Below are 15,065 nucleotides of genomic sequence, written 5' to 3'. Positions count from 1 at the left end.
GCGCGTCCAGCAGCTTGACCCCCATGGCCTGCGCGCCCCGGCGGCTGTCCACCACGCTGAAGTCGACCCGCTGGCCACCCTTGAGGTCGGTGACAGCCCGGTGTCCGAGCCGGGCAGGGCCCGCCACGCCGCCAGCCGGTGCAGGTCCCCCCAGGGCACCGGCTCGGCCGCCGCGTCGGCGACCTCCTCGGCCGCCGCCCGTACCAGCGCGGCGATGTCCACACCGGGCAGCGGCGTCGCGCCGAGCAGGTGCTCCAGCGCGTGACCGACGCGCGGCGTCAGCGCCAGCCAGGGCGCGAACACCTCGGGGTACGCGGGCAGCTCGGCCAGCTCGGCCAGCGCCGGGTGGGCGGCGATCCGGCGTACGACAGCCGCCCGCAGGATGGCGTAGGCCGCCGCGTCAGTGCTGTCCGCGGCCATCCGGCGATCCCAGCGCAGCAGTCGTTCCCGCAGCGCTGCGGCGGCCGGACCGAGCCCCGTCGACTCGGCGAGCACCGCCAGCAGCGGCCCGGCCGCGCCCAGGTACGTGTCGGTGTGCACCGAAACCATCTCGTCGGCCGTCCACGCCGAACGGGCGTCGAGCAGCTCGGCGATGCGACGCGCCCGGTGCGGTGGGGCGAACTCCACCCCGAGCGGTGCCGCCAGACCGCGCTCGTTGGCCATCACCGACCGACCGACCACCTCGGCACGGGGCATCGGCGCGTGCCAGCCCTGCCATGCGTAGGCGGCGTCCCACCCGGGGACCACCCGTCGGCCGTTCTCCGGGTGCCGCACCGGCACCGCCCCGGCGACCCGGTGCAACAGCCCTCCGGCGGTGTCCGCCGCCTGCACCACGTTGACCGGCTCCACCCAGTGCCGCAGCGCGTGGTCCACGTCGGCCACGGTGCGGGCGCGCAGCAGCTCCGGCAGCGTCGCGAAACCGAGATCACCCCGGACCCGGGGCGGGTAGCGCAGGCTGACGGCTGTCTCGTCGTCCGGTCCACCGGCGATCACCGGGCCGCGGTCGGTCTCCACCACCTCGACCTCGACCCTGTCGGCCCCGGCCACCTCGATGGTCTCGACGTGGCGGTGCGCCGGTCGCCAGCCGTCCGGGCCGAGCGCCTGCACCCGGGGGCCGTCGCGGCGCAGCCGCTCCGCGTACACGTCCTGGTAGTCGGCCATCGCGTTGGTGATCGCCCAGGCCACTCCGCCGGTGTGCCCGAAGTGCGCGATGCCCGGCACACCCGGCACCGCCAACCCGACCACGTCGTACTCCGGGCAGGCCAGCCGGATCTGCTGGTAGACACCGGGATCCTCGATGAACCGGTGCGGATCACCGGCGAGCAGCGCGGCTCCGGTGTCGGTGCGCTCGGCGGCGAGCAGCCATCCGTTGCTGCCGGCCACGGCCGGCCCGTCGGTGGCGAACAGGCCGATCGCGTCCGGCCCGAGCCGCTGCGCCACGTGCTCGCGCCAGAGCTTGCCGGGGAACCCGGCGAACAGGATGTGGTGGCCCAGCCAGACCGCGAGCGGCGTCCACGGTTCCCACCGACCCGGGCGCAGCCCGGTGGCGGCGAACTCCGGTGACCGGGCCGCCCCGGCGGCGAGAGCGGCGTTGACGCCGTCCACGTAGGCGCCCACCCACTCGGCGGTCGCCGGGTCCAGCGCCGCGTGGCAGCGGCGTGCGGTGTCGTCGAGCCGGACCTGCCGGACGAACCGGTCCCAGCCGAGCGCGTCGGGCCCGAGGAACGCCGCGCTGGTGCCTTGGGCGCGGTGCCGTTCCACCTCGATCTGCCAGGCCCTGTCGTACGCGGTCACCCGACCCTGCGCCGCCGCCAGCGCGATCGGGTCGTCGGCCCGCAGGTGCGGCACTCCCCACGGGTCGCGGAAACGCCGCTCGTTGCTGGTTTGCTCGCTGTGCTCGCTCACGCCGGCTCCGGGACCACTGTGGTGGCACGGCGTCGGGCCGCGGGGACGACCAGCGGAGTGCCCGTCTCCGGGTCGTCGATCACCCGGCAGGGCAGCCCGAACACCTCCGCCACCAGGTCGGCGGTGACCACCGACGCGGGCTCCCCGGCGGCCACCACGCGTCCGTCGCGCATCGCGATCAGATGGGTGGCGTAGCGGGCCGCGTGGTTCAGGTCGTGCAACACCGCGACAAGGGTGCGGCCCTGCTCCTCGTGCAACCGGGCGCAGAGGTCCAGGATTTCGATCTGGTGGGCGATGTCGAGGTACGTGGTCGGCTCGTCGAGCAGCAGCAGGGGCGTCTGCTGGGCCAGCGCCATGGCGATCCAGACCCGCTGCCGCTGCCCGCCGGACAACTCGTCCACGGCGCGGTCGGCGAGGTCGTCGACCCCGGTCGCGGCCATCGACTCCCCGACCACCCGTTCGTCCTCGCGGGACCACTGCCGCAGCAGCCCCTGGTGGGGGTAGCGACCCCGGGCGACCAGCTCGGCGACGCTGATGCCGTCCGGTGCGATCGACGACTGCGGCAACAGGCCGAGCGTACGGGCCACAGTGCGCGCCGGCAGGTCGTGAATGTCGCGTCCGTCCAGCAGCACCGCACCGGCGCTGGGGCGCAACATCCGGGACAGGGCGCGCAGCAGCGTCGACTTGCCGCACGCGTTCGGCCCGATGATCACGGTGAACGACCTGTCGGGCACCGCCACTGTCAGGTTCTCGGCGATGGTCCGCTGGTCGTAGGCGAGGGTCAGCGCGGTGCCGCCGAGCCGGGAATCGCCGGGTCGCATGGGTGCTCCTTCGAGGGCGTCACTGATGTTCACAGCCGGCCCGCCCGACGTTCCATCGCCAGCAGCCAGACCAGGTAACCGCCGCCGATCACGCCGGTCACCACGCCGACCGGGAGTTGGTGCCCGGCGAACGCGCGCTGCGCCACCAGGTCGGCCCCGACCAGCAGCGCCGCGCCGACGGCCATCGACGGCAGCAGGTTCGGACCCGGGGCCCGGGTCAGTCGTTTCGCCACGTGCGGGGCGACGAGCGCCACGAAGGACACCGGCCCGGCGGCGGCCGCCGCGAACGAGACCAGCAGCACGGCGGCAGCGAGCAGCACCAGGCGCAGCCGGCGCACCGGCACGCCCAGGGCACTGGCCGCGTCGTCGCCCAACTCCATCATCCGCAGCGCCGGGGCGCAGCCGACGAGCACCAGCGGCGCCACCACGACCAGGACGGCGAGCAGCGGCCCCGCGTTGGCCCAGCCTCGCCCGTCCAGGCTGCCGGTGAGCCAGAGGACCGCGCGGGCGGCTTCCATCAGGGGCGCCCGGGTCAGCAGGTAGCCGTTGACGCCGGTCAGGATCGCGGACACCCCGATGCCGACCAGGATGAGCCGGTAGCCGTGCACTCCACGCCGCCAGGCGAGCGCGTAGATCAGCAGACCGGTGCCGAGACCACCGACGACCGCCGCGCCGGCCAACGCCAGGCTGCTGCCACCGAGGACGACCACCACCAGCGCCCCGGTCGACGCGCCCTGGGTGAAGCCCAGGATGTCCGGGCTGCCCAACGGGTTGCGGACCAGCGACTGGAACACAGTGCCGGCGAGAGCCAACGCCGCACCGACCAACAGGGCGGTGACCAGCCGGGGCAGGCGCAGCTCGAGCACGATGAACTGCTCCGCCACAGTGCCACCGCCGGTCAGCGTGCGCAGCACGTCCGCCGGCCCCATCGGGTAGTCGCCACTGCCCAGGGCCACCAGGCCGAACCCGGCCGCGAGCACCGCCGCGCCGGCCCCGACGCCCAACGCGCGGGGCCGGAACCGCAGCGACAACCCCCCACTACGCAGAACGCTCACGGTTGCGCCACCGGTCGGCGCGTGACCAGCCACAGGAAGAGCGGGCCGCCCAGCACCGCGGTCACCATGCCGACCTGGAGTTCTCCGGGGCGGCCCAGCACCCGGCCGAGCACGTCGGCGCCGAGTAGCAACGCGGGTGCGAGCACCGCGCAGTACGGCAGCAGCCAGCGCAGGTCCGGGCCGGTCAGGGCGCGGACCAGGTGCGGCACGAGGAGCCCGACGAAGACGATCGGCCCGCACGCGGCGGTCGCCGCGCCGCAGAGCAGGGTGACGGCGACGATCACGGCGGCGCGGATCAGCGCGGGTCGAGCGCCGAGGGCTCGCGCCGCGTCGTCGCCGAGCGCCAGCGCGTTCAGCGGACGAGCCGCACCGAGCGCGACCAGCAGCCCGATGAGGATGAACGGCAGCACCCGGGTGACTGTTGCGGAGTCCGCGCTGGCCAGCGAGCCGACCGTCCAGAAGCGCAGTCGCTCCAGCGACGCGGTGTCCAGCAGCATCACCGCGCTCACGTAGGAGTAGAGGGTGGCGTTGAGCGCCGCGCCGGCCAGCGCGAGGCGGGCCGGGGTGGCGCCGCGTCCGCCGCCGACGGCGTAGACGAGCGCGGTCACCGCCGCCGCGCCGAGCAGCGCGAACCAGACGTACCCGCCGACGGCGGTGACGCCCAGGAACGCGGCGGCGGTGGCGACGGCCGCGGACGCGCCGGCGTTGATACCGAGCAGCCCGGGGTCGGCGAGTGGGTTGCGGGTGAGGGCCTGCATGACAGCGCCCGCCACACCGAGGGCGGTGCCGGCGAGCAGCCCGAGCAGGGTGCGGGGCAGGCGCATCCGGTGCACCACCGCGTACTCGGTGGCGTCACGGTGCAGCAACCCGGACCAGACGTCGGCGAGCGGCATGGCCTTCGCGCCGACCGCGATGCTGAGCACCACGATCACCGCGAGCAGTGCCACGGCGGTGACCAGGCCGGCGGCGCGGGCCGCCCGACGGCCACGCCGGCTCGGGGGTGCGGCCGTTTGCCTGACCGGCACTGGTGGTGCCGGTCGGGTGACGGTGGGTGTGGCGTCCAGTGTGGGCTCCGGGGTGGTGGCGACACGACGTACCGCTGTTGACAATGACCGAGGTTAGGCTAACCTAACCCCGCTGCCCTGGTCGACCCCGGCCAACCCTTGATCGAAAGACAACACCATGCCCGATGCCCTGTCCGCCCGCCGCCTCTCCCGCCGTGGCCTGCTGGCCGCCGGTGGCGCTGCCACGCTGGCCACCCTGCTCGCCGCCTGTGGCAAGGACGACGCCGCGAAACCCGCCGCCGGCAACGGAAGTGGTCCCTGGTCGTTCACCGACGATCGCGGCACGAAGGTCGAGGCGGCGGCCCGTCCGGCTCGCGTGGTGGCCTTCACCGGTGTGGCGGCGGCCCTGATCGATTTCGGTCTCGACAAGCAGCTCGTGGGCGTGTTCGGTGAGACCAAGCGCGCCGACGGCACGGCCGAGCCGCAGGCCGGCGACCTGAACGTCGAGGGCGTCGAGATCCTCGGCAACGTGTGGGGCGAGTTCAGCCTTGAGAAGTACGCGGCGCTGCGCCCCGAACTGCTGGTCACCCACATGTACGACCCGGACGCGCTCTGGTACGTGCCGGACGAGAGCAAGGCCAAGATCCTCCCGCTGGCGCCCAGTGTGGCGATCACCACCGCCCGGGTGCCGATGACCAAGCCCATCGAGCGGTACGCGGCGTTGGCCGAGTCGCTCGGCGCGGACCTGTCCGCGAAGAAGGTCACCGACGGGAAGGCCCGCTTCGACGCCGCCGCCGAGGCGGTCCGGCAGGCGGTCAAGGCCAACCCCGGGATCAAGGTGATGGCCTGCTCCGGCAGCCCCGACCTCTTCTACGTCTCCAACCCGAAGGTCAGCACCGACCTGATGTACTTCGCCGAGTTGGGCGTCGACATCGTGGTCCCCACCAAGCTCGAAGCCGGCGACTACTTCGAGGCGCTGAGCTGGGAGAGCGCCGGCAAGTTCCCGGCCGACCTGATCCTGCTGGACAACCGCAGCACCGCCCTGCAGGCCAAGGACCTCACCGCCAAGCCGACCTGGCAGCAACTGCCGGCGGTCACTGCCAACCAGGTGAGCCCGTGGGACGCGGTACCCCGCTTCTCGTACGCCGGTTCCGCGCCGCTGCTGGAGAACCTCGCCACCGCCATCCGGAACGCGAAGAAGGTCAGCTGACGCCATGAGTACGAGCGCCGCCGCACCGATCACCTCGCAGTACCGCTTCTACGCCGCGCACGTCGTCCGGGCCCACCGGGTCGGCGCCTCGCTGATCCGGGTCACCTTCGGTGGCGCGGAGTTGGCCGACTTCGCCGGCGGCGGCCGGGACCAGAGCGTCTCGCTGTTCCTGCCGCACCCCGGGCAGCACGCCCCGGTGGTTCCGGTCGAGCAGGGCGAGGACTGGTTCGGCGGGTGGCGAGCACTGCCAGCGGACGTCCGCGCGGTGCTGCGCTCGTACACCATCCGGGAACACCGCCCGGCCGACACGGAGATCGACATCGACTTCGTCAGCCACGGCGACACCGGCCCCGCCTCCCGCTGGGCGGTCCTGGCCGGCCCCGGAGACCGGGTGCTGCTGCTCGGCCCGGCGGTGCCCGACAACCGCAGCGTCTGCTTCCGCCCGCCGGACGGCACGGACCTCGTGCTGCTCGCCGCCGACGAGACCGCGCTGCCGGCCACCGAGGGCATCCTGGCCTGGCTGCCCGCCGGCACCCGGGTCCGCGCCTGGATCGAGGTGCCCGACGCCGCGGACATCACCGACCTGCCCACCGAGGCCGACGCCGAGATCAGGTGGATCGTGCGGGGCAGCACACCGCCCGGCAGTGACCTGCTGGTCAGCTCCGTTCGCGCCGCCCGGCTTTCCACCGGCGGCACCCCGTACGCCTGGATCGCCGGTGAGTCCGGCGCGGTGCGGGCGCTACGGCGGCACCTCGTCGACGAGCGCGGCTTCGACCGCCGGAGGGTGACCTTCGCCGGCTACTGGCGACGCGGACTGTCCGAAGAGGACCTGCGTGCCGAGGCGCTTGCCGGCGTCACCGCCTGACTGACGACCCCAACCGATCGGCAGCACTGCCCCGAGGCGCACCGCCGCGCCGGGGAGGGTTTCGGCTGCCCCTCGTCGAGAACGTGGAAGGACATTCCGTGACCGTGCCGACGTACCCCGTCGAGACCACCACGCCGCCACCGGCGTCAACCGCCGCGCGGGCCCAGCTGCTGCATGGCGGCTCGGTCGAGCAGTACCGCCGGACGATCGCCGACGGCGTCGACCGGGTCGCCCGTCGGGTGGCGACAGTGGACCGTCCCGGCACCGGAATCACGCCGGCCGAGCTGGCCCCCCTTGTCGACCGGGTGGACCTGGACCGTCCGCTGGGCGACGCCGGCGCCGCACTGGACGAGCTGGAGAACGTCTACCTGCGCGACGCCGTCTGGTTCCACCACCCCCGCTACCTGGCCCACCTCAACTGCCCGGTGGCCATTCCGGCCCTGCTCGGTGAGGCGGTGCTCACCGCCGTGAACTCCTCGCTGGACACCTGGGACCAGAGCGCCGGGGCCACCCTCATCGAGCGCCGGCTGATCGACTGGACGGCGGAGCGGATCGGCCTCGGCCCTCTCGCCGACGGCATCTTCACCAGCGGCGGCAGCCAGTCAAACCTTCAGGCGCTGCTGCTGGCCCGGGAGGAGGCGTGCGCCGACGCCATCGGCCCGGCGGAGCGCGCCGAACTGTTGCCTCGGTTGCGCGTGCTCACCTCCGCCGCCGGTCACTTCAGCGTGCAGAAGTCGGCCAAGCTGCTCGGCCTCGCCCCGGACGCGGTGATCGCGGTGGCCACCGACACCCGCCGACGGATCAGCGCGGCGGCCGTCCGCGAGGAGATCGCCCGGTGCCGGCAGGCCGGGCTGGTGGTGATGGCCGTCGTCGGCACCGCCGGTACCACCGACTTCGGCTCGATCGACCCGCTCACCGACCTGGCCGGGATCTGCGCGGCAGCCGGCGTGTGGCTGCACGTGGACGCCGCGTACGGCTGCGGTCTGCTCGTCTCGCCGACGCGCCGGCACCTGCTCGACGGCATCGAGCGGGCCGACTCGGTGACCGTCGACTTCCACAAGTCGTTCTTCCAGCCGGTCAGCTCCAGCGCGCTGCTGGTCCGCGACCGGCGGACGCTGCGACACGTCACCTACCACGCCGACTACCTCAACCCGGCCCGGATGGTGGAGCAGCGCATCCCCAACCAGGTCGACAAGAGCATGCAGACCACCCGCCGCTTCGACGCGCTGAAGCTCTGGCTCACCCTGCGGGTGATGGGCCCGGACGCGCTCGGCGGGCTCTTCGACGAGGTGGTCGACCGGGCCGCCGACGCCTGGCGACTGGTCAGCGAGGACCCGCGCTTCGAGGTGGTGACCCGCTCGGAGTTGAGTACCGTGGTGTTCCGCTACCTGCCCACCGGCCCCGGCCGGGAGTTGGCCGACGCCGCCAACCTGCACGCCCGGGAGGCCCTCGCGGCGTCCGGTCTCGCCGTGGTCGCCGGGACCCGTGTGGACGGCCGGCACTTCCTGAAGTTCACACTGCTCAATCCGGAAACCACAGTCGACGACGTCGGGTACGTGCTCGACCTGATCGCCACCCACGCCGGCCAGTACGTGCACGACCACGTCGCCGTCGACCTGACCTGCCCCGTCGGCTGATGCCGGTGAACCTGCCCCGTCGGCTGACGCCGTGACCACGAACCCGCGCCTGGAGACCTCGATGTCCACCCACGACTTCATCGCCATCGGGTTGGGCCCGTACAACCTGGGCCTGGCCTGCCTCACCGCGCCGATCGACGAAATCGACGGGGTGTTCCTGGAGGCCCGGCCGAGCCTCGCCTGGCACCCCGGCATGCTGCTGGAGTCGGCCCGGTTGCAGACTCCGTTCATCGCCGACCTGGTCAGCCTCGCCGACCCGACGTCGCCGTACTCCTTCCTCAACTACCTCAAGGAGATCGGCCGCCTCTACCCGTTCTACATCCGGGAGAGTTTCTACCCGCTGCGCAGCGAGTACGACGCGTACTGCCGGTGGGCGGCGGCGAAACTGCCGAACCTGCGCTTCGGTCAGAGCGTGACCACTGTGGAGTACGACGCCGCCGACGAGCGGTACGTGGTGCGGGCCAGCACCGGCGAGGGCGAGACCGTGGAGTACCGGGCCCGGCACCTGGTGCTCGGCACCGGCACCCCGCCACACCTGCCCCCGGCCGTGGCCGACCTGCCCGGCGGCGCCGTGCACAACTCCCACTACCTGGAGCACCGCACCGCGCTTCGTACCAAGCGCAGCATCACAGTGGTGGGCAGTGGGCAGAGCGCCGCCGAGATCTACCACGACCTGCTCGGCGACATCGACCGGTACGGCTACCAGCTCAACTGGGTGACCCGGTCGCCGCGGTTCTTCCCGCTCGAATACACCAAGCTGACGCTGGAGATGACCTCACCGGACTACGTGGACTACTTCCACGCGCTGCCCGAGGCGACCCGCTACCGGCTGGAGTCCGAGCAGAAGGGCCTGTTCAAGGGGATCAACGCCGACCTGATCAACGACATCTTCGACCTGCTCTACGCGCACAGCGTGGACGGGCCGGTGAACACCCGCCTACTCACCAACACCGAGCTGGTCAGCGCCGAGCACCAGGACGGGCAGTACACGCTGGGGTTGCGTCAGGTGGAGCAGGAACGCGACTTCGCCCTGCGTACCGAGGGGTTGGTGCTGGCCACCGGCTACCACTACCGGGTGCCGGAGTTCCTCGCGCCGGTATCGGACCGGATCCGCTGGGACGCGCACGGCCGCTTCGACGTGGCCCGCAACTACAGCATCGACCACAGCGGTCGGGGCATCTTCCTGCAGAACGCGGGCACCCACACGCACAGCATCACCTCACCGGACCTGGGCATGGGCGCCTACCGCAACTCCTGGATCATCAGCGAGCTGCTCGGCCGGGAGCACTACCCGATCGAGAAGAGCATCACCTTCCAGGAGTTCGGGGTGTCGTCGTGACCACCGTCTTCACCCGGGTCGACGAGGGGCTCGGTGAGTTCGCGCTGCGGCCGCTCGATCCGGACGCCGACGCGGCGCTGCTGCACGCCTGGGTGACCCACCCGAAGGCGGCGTTCTGGATGATGCAGGACGCCGACCTGGCCCAGGTCACCGAGGAGTACCGGCGCATCGCCGAGCACCCGCACCACGACGCGTACCTCGGCCTGTGGCGGGGGACTCCCGCCTTCCTCGCGGAGTGCTACGACCCGGCCCACGTCGAGCTGGTCGGCCTGTACGACCACCAGCCCGGTGATGTGGGCATGCACTTCCTCTGCGCGCCGGTCGACGCGCCGGTGCACGGCTTCACCAGGGCGGTGATCGGCACCGTCATGGCGTGGCTCTTCGACGACCCGACGACCCGACGGGTGGTCGTCGAACCGGACGTGCACAACACCGCAGTGCACGCGCTGAACGCCGCCGTCGGCTTCACCGTCGTCGGCCCGATCGCCAAGCCCGAGAAGGACGCGCTGCTCAGCGTCTGCACCCGAGCCCAGTTCCAGGCCGCTGCCGACAGCGCCACCGCCGACCGCGCCGCTGCCACCCGAACCGAAGGAGCCCCGGCGTGACCACCACCGCCGTCCCCACCCACCCGCCAGTCGCCACCGCGCACAACGCCTCCGGCGACCCGGTCGGGCACCTCACCCCGCAGCGCTGGGCCCGGGCCAACCGGCTGCTGGTCCGCAAGGCGCTCGCCGAGTTCACGCACGAGCGGCTGCTCAGCCCGGAGGCCGTGGCCGGCCCCGACGACCGGCAGTGGTACGAGATCCGCAGCGACGACGGCACTGTCACCTACCGGTTCGCGGCGCGGGTGCTCGCCCTGGCGCACTGGCAGATCGACGCGGACAGCATCACCCGACACCGTGACGGCACCTCGCTGGCCCCGGACGCGGTGGACCTCATCGTCGAACTGCGCGACACCCTCGGGCTCTCCGCGCGGGTGCTCCCGGTCTACCTGGAGGAGATCACCTCGACGCTGGCGGGTACTGCGTACAAGCTGGCCCAGGCCGCGCCGAGCGCCGCCGAGCTGGCCGAGGCGGACTTCCAGACCATCGAGACCTCGATGACCGAGGGCCACCCCTGCTTCGTGGCGAACAACGGCCGGCTCGGCTTCGGCGTCGACGAGTACCACCGGTACGCCCCGGAGGCGGCCGCGCCGGTGCGGCTGGAGTGGCTGGCCGCGCACCGGGACCACTCGACGTTCAGCAGCGCCGCCGACCTCGACTACGACACGCTGATCGAGAGCGAGCTGGACGCCGAGACCCGGGCCCGGTTCGCGGCCACGATGGCCGATCTCGGGCTGGACCTCGCCGACTACCACCTGATCCCGGCGCACCCGTGGCAGTGGTGGAACAAGCTGGCGGTCACCTTCGCCGGGGAGCTGGCCGAGCGGCGGCTGGTGCACCTCGGCCCCGGGCCGGACGTGTACCTCGCCCAGCAGTCCATCCGCACCTTCTTCAACGTCAGCGAGCCGGGTCGGCACTACGTCAAGACCGCGCTGTCGGTGCTGAACATGGGCTTCATGCGGGGGTTGTCGGCCGCCTACATGGAGGCCACCCCGGCGATCAACGACTGGCTGGCCGACCTGATCGCCGCCGACGAGGTGCTGACCGGCACCGGCCTGACCGTCATCCGGGAGCGGGCCGCTGTGGGTTACCGGCACCGGCAGTACGAGGCGGCCACCGAGCGCACCTCCCCGTACCGCAAGATGCTTGCCGCCCTGTGGCGGGAGAGCCCGGTGCCCGAGCTGGCACCGGGGCAGCGACTGTCCACCATGGCCGCGCTGCTGCACGTCGACGACGAGGGCGGCTCACTGGCGGCGGCGTTGATCGCCCGGTCCGGTCTGGCGCCCGAGGTGTGGCTGCGTCGCTACCTGGACGCCTACCTGACCCCGCTGCTGCACAGCTTCTACGCCCACGACCTGGCCTTCATGCCGCACGGCGAGAACGTGATCCTGGTCCTCGACGAGCAGGACACCGTGCAGCGGGTGATCTTCAAGGACATCGCCGAGGAGATCGCGGTGATGAGCGACACTGTCGAGCTGCCGGCGGCGGTGGAGCGGGTCCGCGTCGAGGTGCCCGACGACACCAAGCTGCTGAGCATCTTCACCGACGTGGTGGACTGCTTCCTGCGGCACCTCAACGCGGTCCTGGTCGAGGCCGGTGTGCTCGCCGAGGACGACTTCTGGCGCACCGTCGCGGCCTGTGCCGCCGACTACTTCGACCGGGTGCCCCACCTGGCCGAGCGGGTCCGCCACTACGACCTGTTCGCCCCGGAGTTCACGCTGTCCTGCCTCAACCGGCTGCAACTGCGCAACAACCAGCAGATGATCGACCTGGCCGACCCGTCGGCGGCGCTCCAGTTCGTCGGCACCCTCACCAACCCGCTCGCCGCCCACGCTCCGGCCCGGTGACCGGTATGGCATTTGGTCGGCGCGCACGCCAACGGGTGCAATAGGCGGATGGGAGCTCTGAGTACCGCCAGCCTGTTCGCCGCCACAATGACCACCGGCCTGACCGCCGGGCTGTTCGCCGCCTTCGCGTACGCGGTCATGCCGGGTCTGGCCCGCACCGACGACCGGACGCTGGTGCTCGCCATGCGGCGGATCAACGAGTCGATCCTGAACCTGTGGTTCGCCGTGTGCTTCGGGGGCGCGCTGCTGTTCACGCTGCTGGCGGCGGCGCTGCACCTGGAGGCCGAGCGTCGGGCGGTGCTGCCGTGGATCGTCGCCGGGCTGCTGCTGTACGTGGTGGTGCTCGGCGTCACCGCCGTGGTCAACGTGCCGCTCAACAACCTGCTGGCCGGCGCCGGCGACGTCGACGACGCCACCGACCTCGCGGCGCTGCGGGCGCGCTTCGAGGTCACCTGGGTACGCGGCAACGTGGTCCGCGCCGTCGCGTCGGCCGGCGCCTTCGGGTTGCTGGCGTGGGCGCTGGTGGCAGAGGGCCGGCTGCTCGGCTGAGGCCGGATGGGCGACCGACTCGGCGGCGTTGGCTCAGTCGGTCGGCTCTGCCGTGCCGGCGCGTTGGAACGCGCCGGCCAACTGGGCGAGGTCGAAGCCCTCGAAGTGCTGGAGGAACCGGCGGCGTACGGCGGCCAGGTGACTGGGCCAGGATTCCTCCAGGCGGGCGTAGCCCGCTTCGGTGAGGACGGCGTTCCAGCCGCGCGCGTCCTCCTCGCACCGCTCGCGCCGGACCAGGCCCTGCGTCTCCAGCCGGATGATCGTGCGGGTCATGCCGCTCAGCGAGAGGTGGCAGAGCGCTGCGAGCTCGTTCATGCGCATCCGCCGCTCCGGTGTCTCGGAGAGGTTCATCAGCGCGGTGTACTCGGTGAGTGGTAGCTGACGGTCACCAACCATGTCCGCGTCGATAGCGCGGGGTAGGACGTGCATCACCTGGCCCAGGGCACGGACCAGGGCTTCCTCGTCTGGTGTGAGGGGTTGCGGAGTCGCTGCGGAGGGGTTGGACATCCTCTTATCATACTTGTTTGACTGAGCAAGTGCTCACCCTCCGTGTGATCACGCCCATAGGCCGCATATTTGCTTGACCAATCAAGCACCGGTTAGCGTTCCGGTCGTCAGGCAAGGACCTCTGAAAGGCGCCACACATGACCAGGATCGGGATCATCCTCGGAAGCACCCGCCCGGGGCGTAACGGCGAGGCCGTCGCCCGCTGGGTGCTCGAGATCGCCAAGCAGCGCTCCGACGCGGAGTACGAGCTGATCGACCTGCTCGACTACCAGCTGCCGCACCTCGACGAGGCGTACCCGCCCTCGATGGGCCAGTACACCCAGCCGCACACCAAGCGGTGGGCCGAGACCATCGCCTCGTTCGACGGGTTCGTCATCGTCACCCCCGAGTACAACCACTCGACCTCGGGTGCCCTGAAGAACGCCATCGACTTCCTCTACGCCGAGTGGAACAACAAGGCCGTCGGCTTCGTCAGCTACGGCTCGGTCGGTGGGACGCGCGCCGTGGAGCACCTGCGTCTGATCTCCGGTGAGCTCCAGATGGCCGACGTGCGTTCGCAGGTCGCGCTGTCGCTCTTCACCGACTTCGAGAACTTCAGCGTCTTCAAGCCCAACCAGTTCCACCAGGACTCGCTGACCGCCACGCTCGACCAGGTGGTCGCCTGGAGCAGCGCGCTCGCCCCGCTGCGCAAGGGCTGAGCGTCTCGCGCCTGTCGGAAACGGCCGTGGGGGATCCCACGGCCGTTTCCGGGCGTTGAGGCCCGCTGTGCTCGTCAGGCGCGCTGAGCGCCGGCGAGCAGATCCAGCGAGAGCTGCCACAGCCGCGCCGCCGCCGCAGGGTCGATCGCGTGGTCGGCGACGCCGCGCAGCGGGTCCGCCGGGTCGTGGCGCACCGCCTGCTCACAGTCCTCGAAGTACCGGCCGCCGATGCCCTTCAGCTGTGGTCCCGCGGCGAGCAGCACCGAGGTCGCGGCCCCCTGCTGCGGAGTCTTGAAGTCGAACGCCGGAAGCTGCGCGTAGTCCTCCTCGGTGAGGTGCCGTCCCAGGTTGGTGGCGACCGCACCCGGGTTGGCCACGTTGACGGTGATGCCGTCGCCGGCCCAGCGCCGGTTCGCCTCGACCGCGAACAGCGCGGTGGCGGTCTTCGACTCGCCGTAGGCGAGCAGACGGTCATACTGGCGTTCCCGGAAGTTGACGTCCTCGAAGACCATCGGGGCCTGAACGTGGGCGATGGAACTCAGCGACACCACGCGGGCCCGACCGGTCTCGGCGAGTGCCCGGTGCAGCCCGTTGGCGAGCGCGAAGTGGCCGAGGTGGTTGGTGGCCAACTGCAACTCCCACCCCTCCGCGGTGCGCATCTCCGGGGTCGCCGACACCCCGGCGTTGTTGACCAGGATGTGCAGGGGCCCGTCCCAGGCGGCCACGAACGCGGCGACCGACCGCTTGTCGGACAGGTCCAACGGCGCTACCCGGATCAGCCCGTTCGCGGTTCCGGCGCCGATCTCCCGCGCGGTCCGTTCTCCGGCCCCCACGTCCCGTACCGCCACTGTCACCTCGGCGCCCGCCATGGCGAGCGCCCGGGCGGTCTCCACCCCGATGCCCGACGAGGCGCCGGTGACGACGGCGCGTCGCCCGGTCAGGTCGACACCGGCCACGACGTCGGCGGCGGTGGATTGAGCGTCGAACGCGCGTGGTTCCGACATGATCGTCTTCCTTCGGTGGGTG

14 protein-coding genes are annotated in these 15,065 nt (G+C 71.9%); 8 read left to right on the top strand and 6 right to left on the bottom strand.

Annotated features, from left to right (window positions below):
- The 4 genes from AB0C20_RS21080 to AB0C20_RS21065 form a co-directional block, all read right to left on the bottom strand.
- A partial coding sequence (locus AB0C20_RS21080) for a penicillin acylase family protein (RefSeq protein ID WP_357568570.1) occupies window positions 1-1,905 on the bottom strand: 1,905 nt, incomplete at its 3' end.
- Window positions 1,902-2,726: an ABC transporter ATP-binding protein gene (locus AB0C20_RS21075; protein ID WP_357568569.1), complete on the bottom strand. Its 825-nt coding sequence runs from the start codon at window positions 2,724-2,726 to the stop codon at window positions 1,902-1,904. The genes AB0C20_RS21075 and AB0C20_RS21080, both read right to left, overlap by 4 nt.
- 29 nt (window positions 2,727-2,755) lie before the next feature.
- Window positions 2,756-3,781 (bottom strand): iron chelate uptake ABC transporter family permease subunit, encoded by a 1,026-nt coding sequence (locus AB0C20_RS21070; RefSeq protein ID WP_357180602.1) that lies wholly within the window; start codon window positions 3,779-3,781, stop codon window positions 2,756-2,758.
- Window positions 3,778-4,728 (bottom strand): iron chelate uptake ABC transporter family permease subunit, encoded by a 951-nt coding sequence (locus tag AB0C20_RS21065; RefSeq protein ID WP_357180734.1) that lies wholly within the window; start codon window positions 4,726-4,728, stop codon window positions 3,778-3,780. Before AB0C20_RS21065 ends, AB0C20_RS21070 begins: the two co-directional genes overlap by 4 nt.
- 235 nt (window positions 4,729-4,963) lie before the next feature.
- Here AB0C20_RS21065 and AB0C20_RS21060 point away from each other — a divergent pair, with 235 nt between their 5' ends.
- The 7 genes from AB0C20_RS21060 to AB0C20_RS21030 all read left to right on the top strand — a co-directional run bounded on the left by AB0C20_RS21060 (window position 4,964) and on the right by AB0C20_RS21030 (window position 12,834).
- On the top strand, window positions 4,964-5,995 hold the full coding sequence (locus AB0C20_RS21060) for an ABC transporter substrate-binding protein (RefSeq protein WP_357180605.1): 1,032 nt from the start codon (window positions 4,964-4,966) through the stop codon (window positions 5,993-5,995).
- Window positions 5,996-5,999: 4 nt separating this feature from the next.
- Window positions 6,000-6,860: a siderophore-interacting protein gene (locus tag AB0C20_RS21055; RefSeq protein ID WP_357180608.1), complete on the top strand. Its 861-nt coding sequence runs from the start codon at window positions 6,000-6,002 to the stop codon at window positions 6,858-6,860.
- Window positions 6,861-6,958: 98 nt separating this feature from the next.
- Window positions 6,959-8,497, top strand: a complete 1,539-nt coding sequence (locus AB0C20_RS21050; RefSeq protein WP_357180611.1) for an aspartate aminotransferase family protein — start codon at window positions 6,959-6,961, stop codon at window positions 8,495-8,497.
- 61 nt (window positions 8,498-8,558) lie between these two features.
- The gene (locus AB0C20_RS21045; RefSeq protein ID WP_357180737.1) at window positions 8,559-9,836 is read left to right on the top strand and encodes a SidA/IucD/PvdA family monooxygenase; all 1,278 of its coding nucleotides are present in this window, start codon (window positions 8,559-8,561) and stop codon (window positions 9,834-9,836) included.
- Entirely contained in the window at window positions 9,833-10,441 is a 609-nt protein-coding gene (locus tag AB0C20_RS21040) for a GNAT family N-acetyltransferase (protein WP_357180614.1), read from the top strand. Before AB0C20_RS21045 ends, AB0C20_RS21040 begins: the two co-directional genes overlap by 4 nt.
- Window positions 10,438-12,285 (top strand): IucA/IucC family siderophore biosynthesis protein, encoded by a 1,848-nt coding sequence (locus AB0C20_RS21035; protein ID WP_357180617.1) that lies wholly within the window; start codon window positions 10,438-10,440, stop codon window positions 12,283-12,285. Before AB0C20_RS21040 ends, AB0C20_RS21035 begins: the two co-directional genes overlap by 4 nt.
- Before the next feature lie 48 nt (window positions 12,286-12,333).
- Entirely contained in the window at window positions 12,334-12,834 is a 501-nt protein-coding gene (locus AB0C20_RS21030) for an anthrone oxygenase family protein (protein WP_357180621.1), read from the top strand.
- 33 nt (window positions 12,835-12,867) lie between these two features.
- On the opposite strand, the gene AB0C20_RS21025 is transcribed toward AB0C20_RS21030, so the two are convergent.
- Window positions 12,868-13,341 carry a MarR family transcriptional regulator gene (locus tag AB0C20_RS21025; RefSeq protein ID WP_357180624.1) on the bottom strand — a complete coding sequence of 158 codons (474 nt, stop codon included), beginning with the start codon at window positions 13,339-13,341 and terminating at the stop codon, window positions 12,868-12,870.
- Window positions 13,342-13,478: 137 nt separating this feature from the next.
- Here AB0C20_RS21025 and AB0C20_RS21020 point away from each other — a divergent pair, with 137 nt between their 5' ends.
- Window positions 13,479-14,039 carry an NAD(P)H-dependent oxidoreductase gene (locus AB0C20_RS21020; RefSeq protein WP_357180627.1) on the top strand — a complete coding sequence of 187 codons (561 nt, stop codon included), beginning with the start codon at window positions 13,479-13,481 and terminating at the stop codon, window positions 14,037-14,039.
- A 74-nt stretch (window positions 14,040-14,113) separates the two neighbouring features.
- Here AB0C20_RS21020 and AB0C20_RS21015 read toward each other — a convergent pair whose 3' ends face one another.
- Window positions 14,114-15,043 (bottom strand): SDR family NAD(P)-dependent oxidoreductase, encoded by a 930-nt coding sequence (locus AB0C20_RS21015; protein ID WP_357568568.1) that lies wholly within the window; start codon window positions 15,041-15,043, stop codon window positions 14,114-14,116.
- Window positions 15,044-15,065: the final 22 nt, after the last annotated feature.

Source organism: Micromonospora sp. NPDC048843, from assembly GCF_040649965.1.
Classification (GTDB): Bacteria; Actinomycetota; Actinomycetes; order Mycobacteriales; family Micromonosporaceae; genus Micromonospora; species Micromonospora hortensis.
This window is presented reverse-complemented; position numbering and strand designations above follow the sequence as displayed.